The sequence below is a fragment of the Mesorhizobium sp. M2E.F.Ca.ET.209.01.1.1 genome, from assembly GCF_004010375.2.
Lineage (GTDB): Bacteria > Pseudomonadota > Alphaproteobacteria > Rhizobiales > Rhizobiaceae > Mesorhizobium.
Genome location: NZ_SADP02000053.1, coordinates 1 through 1,267, shown reverse-complemented (window position 1 = coordinate 1,267; position 1,267 = coordinate 1). Strand labels below are relative to the sequence as shown.

1 protein-coding gene is annotated in these 1,267 nt (G+C 61.1%); it reads left to right on the top strand.

Features of this window, described 5'->3' with window-relative positions; translation table 11 throughout:
* Positions 1–31 precede the first annotated feature (31 nt).
* Positions 32–1,129: an IS5 family transposase gene (locus EN852_RS34495; RefSeq protein WP_127880150.1), complete on the top strand. Its 1,098-nt coding sequence runs from the start codon at positions 32–34 to the stop codon at positions 1,127–1,129.
* The last annotated feature ends 138 nt before the right edge of the window (positions 1,130–1,267 follow it).

Sequence of the window (1,267 nt, the reverse complement as noted above, 5' to 3'; positions counted from 1 at the left end):
TTCGATTCCGCCGGAGAGATTGGAGGATGAGATGCGCGGTGGAGATGATGGGACGGAAGGGCTTTTTTCCTATGTGAGCTGCGAGGCTCGGGTTCCATCGGATCATCCGCTTCGAGCCATCCGGGCAATAGCCGACGAGGCGCTTGAAGTGTTGTCGTCGGATTTTGAGGGACTTTATTCGAAGGTTGGTCGTCCCTCGATCGCGCCGGAGAAGCTGCTTCGGGCTTTGCTGCTGCAGGCATTTTACTCGATCCGGTCGGAACGGCAGTTGATGGAGCAGTTAGGCTATAACCTGCTGTTGCGCTGGTTCGTCGGCCTGTCGATGGATGCCGAGATCTGGGACGCCACGGTTTTCACCAAGAACCGGGAGAGGCTTCTATCGGGCGATGTGGCAAGCAAGTTCCTGGCCGCCGTGGTGGCGCAGGCGCGCAGGCGTAATCTGCTGTCGGATGAGCACTTCTCAGTGGATGGGACACTGATCGAGGCGTGGGCTTCGATCAAGAGCTTCCGTCCCAAGGACGGTGGTGGCGAACCACCTAGCCCGGGTCGCAATGGGGAGCGCGACTTTCACGGCGAGAAGCGTTCCAACAAGACACATGCTTCCACGACCGATCCCGATGCCAAGCTGTACCGCAAGGCCACCGGCCAACCCTCGCGCATCGCTTTCATGGGTCATGTCCTGATGGAGAACCGCAACGGTTTGGTGATCGGCGCGACGCTGACGCCGGCGACCGGGACAGCCGAGCGGGAAGCGGCACTGGCGTTGTTGGATCGATTGGGCGCCAAGCGGCGGATCACGCTCGGCGCGGACAAGGCCTACGACGCGCGCGAGTTTGTCGCCGCCCTGCGCAAGCGCAAGGTCACCCCGCACATCGCCAAGCATGAGTATGTCGACAAGAACGGCATCCTGCGTCGAAGCGCTCTCGATGCGCGCACGACGAGGCATCCCGGCTATGCGGTCAGCCTGCGCATTCGTAAGCGGATCGAAGAGGTCTTCGGCTGGATCAAGACCATCGCAAGCCTTCGCAAAACACGCCATCGAGGGACCGAGAAGGTGGATTGGACGTTCGCCCTGACCGTCGCCGCCTACAACCTGGTCCGGCTGCCAAAGCTGATGGCCACGGCCTAAATGCGCCCGCAATCCACCTCAAACCGGCCGATCGCGGCAAAACCAGCCGAAAGAGCCGCTAAAATGACCCTCGCATAAGCCGATCTCGCATCAACCAAACGCAAAACGGCCCCACGGCTCCGGTTTTTCCGCAGCCTG

What these genes read in the sequence shown, in the direction of transcription:
- EN852_RS34495 (WP_127880150.1), top strand. Translation starts at nt 32, where the DNA reads ATGCGCGGTGGAGATGATGGGACGGAAGGGCTTTTTTCCTATGTGAGC.